We start from the raw sequence: 5,130 nt of genomic DNA, 5'->3' as shown, positions 1-5,130 counted from the left end.
TGTTGCGCAGGGCGCGGCGGACTGCCGCCGCCCTGCCCTGCCTCACGCAGTGCCGCGCTCAGGCGGCCTGGAAGGTGCCGGCACCGCGCTGGCGGCGGAACAGCAGCCAGGTGCAGGCCAGGCCGATCAGCGCCGCCAGCGACAGCCACAGCGCCGGCGCCGCGCGGCTGTGCGTGGTGTGGATCAGCCAGGTCGACACCGCCGGGGTGAAGCCGCCCATCGTCGCAGTGGCCAGGCTGTAGGCCAGCGAGAAGCCGGTGGTGCGCACCTCGGCCGGCATCACCTCGGTCAGCGCCACCACCATCGCACCGTTGTAGGCACCGTACAGCAGCGACAGCCACTCGCCGACCAGCAGCAGCCGCGCGAACGAGGGCGCGTCGACCAGCCACTGCAGCGCCGGCCACACCGTCAGCAGCATCGCCACGCTGGCGAACACCAGCAGCGGCTTGCGGCCGATGCGGTCGCTCAGCGCGCCCATCACCGGCAGCCACACGAAATTGGACAGGCCGATGCAGCCGGTCACCACCAGGCTGTCCAGCTCGCTCAGGTGCAGCTCGGCGCGGCCGTAGGTCGGCATGTAGGCGGTGATCAGGTAGAACGACACGGTGGTCATCATCACCATGCCCACGCCGGCTAGGATCAATCCGACATTGGCGCGCAGCGAACGCGCGATACCGGCCAGGTCCGGCGCCTGCCGCGCGGCGAACTCCGGGGTTTCCTGCAGCGAGCGGCGGATCAGGAAGATCAGCGGCACGATCAGGCTGCCGATGGCGAACGGCACGCGCCAGCCCCAGCTGTCCATCGTGCTGTCGGAGAGCAGCGCGTGCAGGGCCACGCCGAGCGCAGCGGCGAACACCACCGCCACCTGCTGGCTGGCCGACTGCCAGGCCACGTAGAAGCCGCGCCGACCCGGCGTGGCGATCTCGGCCAGATACACCGACACGCCGCCCAGCTCGGCGCCGGCGGAGAAGCCCTGCAGCAGGCGGCCGAGCAGCACCAGCAACGGCGCCAGCACGCCGATAGTGCCGTAGCCGGGGACGAAGGCGATCAGCAGCACGCCGGCCGACATCAGCCCCAGGGTCAGAATCAGGCCCTTGCGACGCCCGTGCCGGTCGATGTAACCGCCGAGCACCAGCGCGCCGATCGGCCGCATCAGGAAGCCGGCGCCGAACGTGGCCAGCGACAGCATCAGCGAGGCGAACGCGCTGTGCGACGGGAAGAACGCATGGCCGATGGCCGTGGCATAGAAGCCATAGACCATGAAGTCGTACATCTCGAGGAAGTTGCCGGTGACCACGCGGAACACGGCGGCGGCGCCGTGCGGCGCGGCCTCGGCGGCGGGAGGCGTAGCGGAAGAAGTCATCGATCGGAGTCTGCTGGAGAAGAAACGGCACCGCCGTGCGATGTCGTGCGACGGCACGGGCGGCGCGCGCGGCAACGGTACAACACGTCGCGTGCGCATGCCGCCATGACGCTGCAAGCCGCTACGTGCGGGTTAATGCACAGCGGTACGACGCCCAGGCCGGAACTGCCGGCGCCATCGCCTCACGAAACAGGCCAGCACGCGCAGGTCGCAACGACGCCACCACGTCCGAACGGGTAGCCTGCACGCTGTCACGCACCAGGAAGCGCCACCGATGCGTCCCGTTCGACCGCTGCATCTCGGCGTGATCGCCGATACCCATGGCCTGCTGCGCCCCGAGGCGCTGGCGGCCTTGCGCGGCTGCGCCGCCATCGTGCATGCCGGCGACATCGGCAAACCGGACGTGCTCGACGCACTGCGGGAACTGGCACCGCTGCACGCGATCCGCGGCAACATCGACACCGCGCCATGGGCACAGGCGCTGCCCGAGACACTGGACCTGGACATCGACGGCGTGCGCCTGCACGTGCGCCACGACCTGAAGACCCTGGCGCGCGTCGCCGATGGCGTGGACGTGGTGATCAGCGGCCACTCGCACAAGCCCTTGCTGGAGACCCGCGACGGCGTGCTCTACCTCAATCCCGGCAGCGCCGGGCCGCGCCGTTTCCGCCTGCCGATCGGCATCGGGCATCTGTACCTGACACCAGACGGCCCGCGCGGCGAATTGCAGACCCTGGGCTAGCGCAGGCGGTTCCCGCGCCGTGGCAAGGCGGCCGGCGGCGCGCGGCGGGCAGGCGACGAACGCGCGCGATCTTCGCTACAGTGGCGGCGGGGAGGCGTGCGGCCAGCGGAAGGCGTGGCGACGCCAGGATGCGGCAATGCGAAGGGGAGCGAGCATGCGCAAGGGATGGAACGTGGTCGGCAAGGTCGGCCTCGGCCGCATGACCAGGGACGAGTACCAGGCCAATCTCAACGGCCTGAACATGTTCTTCGGTGCCGTCCTGGGCCTGGTGCTCACCGGCGCCGAGCGCCTCAACGCCTGGCAGTTCGGTGTGGTCCTGGGCGTCCTCGCCAGCCTGGTCATCTCGATCCTGTTCATTTCCAGCAGCCGGCACCGGGTGGCGTACGCGATCTACACCCTGCTGATGGTGCTGGCACTGCCGAAGGTGATCGACGTGATGCTCAAGGGCCAGGCCCTGCTGCCGGACAAGGTGCAGCCGACGCTGATCGTGTGGACCATGATGACCATCATGGTGGAGTTCTGGGGCCGCGAACGCGACCAAGGCGAAGCGACCGCCACCTCCGATCCATCCCGTTGAGCGGCGTTGGGCAAGCCTCGAGCGCATCGTCCGATCTTTCCGCTCCGGATGCGCCTTTTACGAACCAACCATGTCGAACCGGCTGCCGGCCGATCGAATCGGATGCCATGTGCCATGAAAGCATGTAGACCCTGGGCCGTTGCGCTTGCGTTGTGTCTGCTGACGAGCGCCTGCGCCACCATCACCGCGCCGCTCTACTCGTATCGGCCACGCCCCGTCCTGGCCCACCCCAGCGATGCCAGCTTCGACTTTCAAGGCAGCTGGGAAGGCGTGCTCGACGGCTTCGACGCGCCGCACTACGTGGATAGCGCAGGCTTTCCCATGCGTTTTCGCTTCGTGGTTTCGCGCTGGCACGTGCGCGTCTACAACCTGGTCAGTGGCGCGTGGCGGGAAATGAAGCCGGGACAGTTCCGCATGCGCAATTCCGGCCCGCATGCGCTCATTTACAGCACCACCTCGGGACGCGATGAGGATGGCGTCTGGGTCGAGTCGTCGTCGTTCACGCTTGCGCGGACATCCAATGACGAGATGATCGTCTACTGGCAGCGCACGGTGAACAATCTCGACGTTCCCCCGACCGATCAGTGGCATCAATTCGCCTGGGGCTACAGCGGCACCATGCGGCGTGCGGCCGCCGGCGACTGACATCCGAAAGCACGACAACGCCGCCGGCATGGCCGCGGCGATCGTCGGAACAGGGACGCGGGCGCGCTGGCGCAGCCCGCCCCCGCGCGCCGTCTCTCACCAATCCGTCGGCGCGTAGTCCTTGAGGAACTGGCCCCACACGTGCTCGCCGGTGTTGAAGCCGTGGATGATCGGATCGACGATGCGCGCGGCGCCGTCGACGATGTCCAGCGGCGGATGGAAGCGCTCCTCCTCCACCTTGCGCGCGGCGATCTCGGCCGGATCCTCGTCGGTGACCCAGCCGGTATCCACGCTGTTCATGTGGATGCCGTCGTTCTGGTAATCGGCCGCCGAGGTGCGGGTCATCATGTTCAACGCGGCCTTGGCCATGTTGGTGTGCGGATGCCGGGTGGTCTTGAAGTTGCGGTAGAACTGCCCCTCCATCGCCGACACGTTGACGATGTGCTTGTCGCGCTCGGGCGTGCGCAGCATCAGCGGCTTGAGCCGCGCGTTGAGGACGAACGGCGCGACCGCGTTGACCAGTTGCGTCTCCAGCAGTTCCACCGAGGACACTTCGTCCAGCAGAAGGCGCCAGGAGTTGCGCCCGCGCAGGTCCACCTGTTGCAGGTCCTGGTCCAGGCGTCCTTCCGGGAACAGGTGCTGCTGGGCGAGCAGGTCGTCGGCCAACAGCGGCACCTGCGACAGCTCCGCGGCGCGCAGCAGGCCGTCGGCACCGCTGCGCCCCTGGCCCGCCCCGGCCATCTGCGTGTTGCCCCCAGCCGGCAGCAGATCAGGGCCGCGCAGGCCTTCGTACTGGCCCACCAGCCGGCGCACGTGCTCGGGCAGGTCGTGCAGCGCGGCGGTCTCGCCGGCCAGCATGTGCGCGTAGAACTGCGGCGGCCGGCGCACGGTCTGGCAGGCATTGTTGACGATGAAATCCAGGCGGCTGCGAGTCGCCAGCAGTTCGCTGCAGAACGCCTCGACGCTGGGCGTGTGGCGCAGGTCCAGCCCGTACACCTGCAGGCGGTGGCCCCACTCAGCGAAATCCGGCTCCTCCGCGTAGCGCGCGGCCGAGTCGCGCGGGAAGCGCGTGGTCACGATCAGCTCCGCACCCGCACGCAGCAGCTTGAGCCCGGCCTGGTAGCCGATCTTGACCCGGCCGCCGGTGAGCAGCGCCACGCGCCCGCGCAGGTCCGCGGTCTCGGTGCGCTTGACGTAGTTCAACTCGGCGCAGGGCGGGCACATCTGGTCGTAGAAGTGATGCAGCTCGGTGTACTTCTGCTTGCACACGTAGCAGTGGCGCAACTCGGGCGAATGCGCCGCCGGCGCCTCCGCCACGGCCTGCGCATGGATCAGCGCTTCCGGCGTGTGCGGCGGGAAATAGTTGGGCGTGCTGAACACCGGTTTGCGCCGCAGCGCGCGGATGCCGGTCTGCGCCAGCAGTGCCTCGGCCTTGCGCACCTTCTCCTGGTGGCGCTCGCGCGCCTGTTCCTTGAGCAGCTTGCGCCGCGCCTTGGGCTCGGGATTGAAGACCTGGGCGACCACCTGCAGCAGGCGCACTCGCTCGGCCTCCGGCAAGGTATCGAGCACGCGTCGGTCGGCGGCGATGGCCTCGAGCAGGTCCAGGGCAATGCGCAGGCGCTCGGCCAGGGGCAGGTCGTCGGGAGAAACGGGGGCAGTGGCGTTCAAGACAGATCCGGGATGGGCGACGGCGGGCCGCGGCAGAGCGCCGGCACGATGCCGACAGGGCAGCACGCGGCCCTGCGGCGCCACCGCCCGCCGAAGCGGGAACAGCGGCGGCACGGGCCGCGGCGGGCCGGAGGA

General features: G+C 69.1%; 5 protein-coding genes. 3 read left to right on the top strand and 2 right to left on the bottom strand.

Annotated elements, in window-relative coordinates; all coding sequences use genetic code 11:
- Nucleotides 1-58 precede the first annotated feature (58 nt).
- Nucleotides 59-1,363: an MFS transporter gene (locus D588_RS0106395; RefSeq protein WP_051067847.1), complete on the bottom strand. Its 1,305-nt coding sequence runs from the start codon at nt 1,361-1,363 to the stop codon at nt 59-61.
- 274 nt (nt 1,364-1,637) lie between these two features.
- Here D588_RS0106395 and D588_RS0106390 point away from each other — a divergent pair, with 274 nt between their 5' ends.
- From D588_RS0106390 to D588_RS0106380, 3 genes are all read left to right on the top strand, one after another.
- A complete protein-coding gene (locus D588_RS0106390; protein WP_026143442.1) occupies nt 1,638-2,105 on the top strand; it encodes a metallophosphoesterase family protein in 468 nt (155 codons plus the stop codon).
- Nucleotides 2,106-2,259: 154 nt separating this feature from the next.
- Nucleotides 2,260-2,682 (top strand): hypothetical protein, encoded by a 423-nt coding sequence (locus D588_RS0106385; RefSeq protein WP_017915393.1) that lies wholly within the window; start codon nt 2,260-2,262, stop codon nt 2,680-2,682.
- A 114-nt stretch (nt 2,683-2,796) separates the two neighbouring features.
- The gene (locus D588_RS0106380; RefSeq protein ID WP_225851501.1) at nt 2,797-3,327 is read left to right on the top strand and encodes a hypothetical protein; all 531 of its coding nucleotides are present in this window, start codon (nt 2,797-2,799) and stop codon (nt 3,325-3,327) included.
- Between the two features lie 96 nt (nt 3,328-3,423).
- On the opposite strand, the gene D588_RS0106375 is transcribed toward D588_RS0106380, so the two are convergent.
- On the bottom strand, nt 3,424-4,995 hold the full coding sequence (locus tag D588_RS0106375; protein WP_017915392.1) for an SDR family oxidoreductase: 1,572 nt from the start codon (nt 4,993-4,995) through the stop codon (nt 3,424-3,426).
- Nucleotides 4,996-5,130 lie beyond the last annotated feature (135 nt).

Source organism: Xanthomonas sp. SHU 308, assembly GCF_000364645.1.
GTDB classification, from domain to species: Bacteria; Pseudomonadota; Gammaproteobacteria; order Xanthomonadales; family Xanthomonadaceae; genus Xanthomonas_A; species Xanthomonas_A sontii.
The sequence above is the reverse complement of the archived record's forward strand: the minus strand, read 5'-3'. Positions and strand labels throughout refer to the sequence as shown.

What these genes read in the sequence shown, in the direction of transcription:
- D588_RS0106395 (WP_051067847.1), bottom strand. Translation starts at nt 1,363, where the DNA reads ATGACTTCTTCCGCTACGCCTCCCGCCGCCGAGGCCGCGCCGCACGGC.
- D588_RS0106390 (WP_026143442.1), top strand. Translation starts at nt 1,638, where the DNA reads ATGCGTCCCGTTCGACCGCTGCATCTCGGCGTGATCGCCGATACCCAT.
- D588_RS0106385 (WP_017915393.1), top strand. Translation starts at nt 2,260, where the DNA reads ATGCGCAAGGGATGGAACGTGGTCGGCAAGGTCGGCCTCGGCCGCATG.
- D588_RS0106380 (WP_225851501.1), top strand. Translation starts at nt 2,797, where the DNA reads ATGAAAGCATGTAGACCCTGGGCCGTTGCGCTTGCGTTGTGTCTGCTG.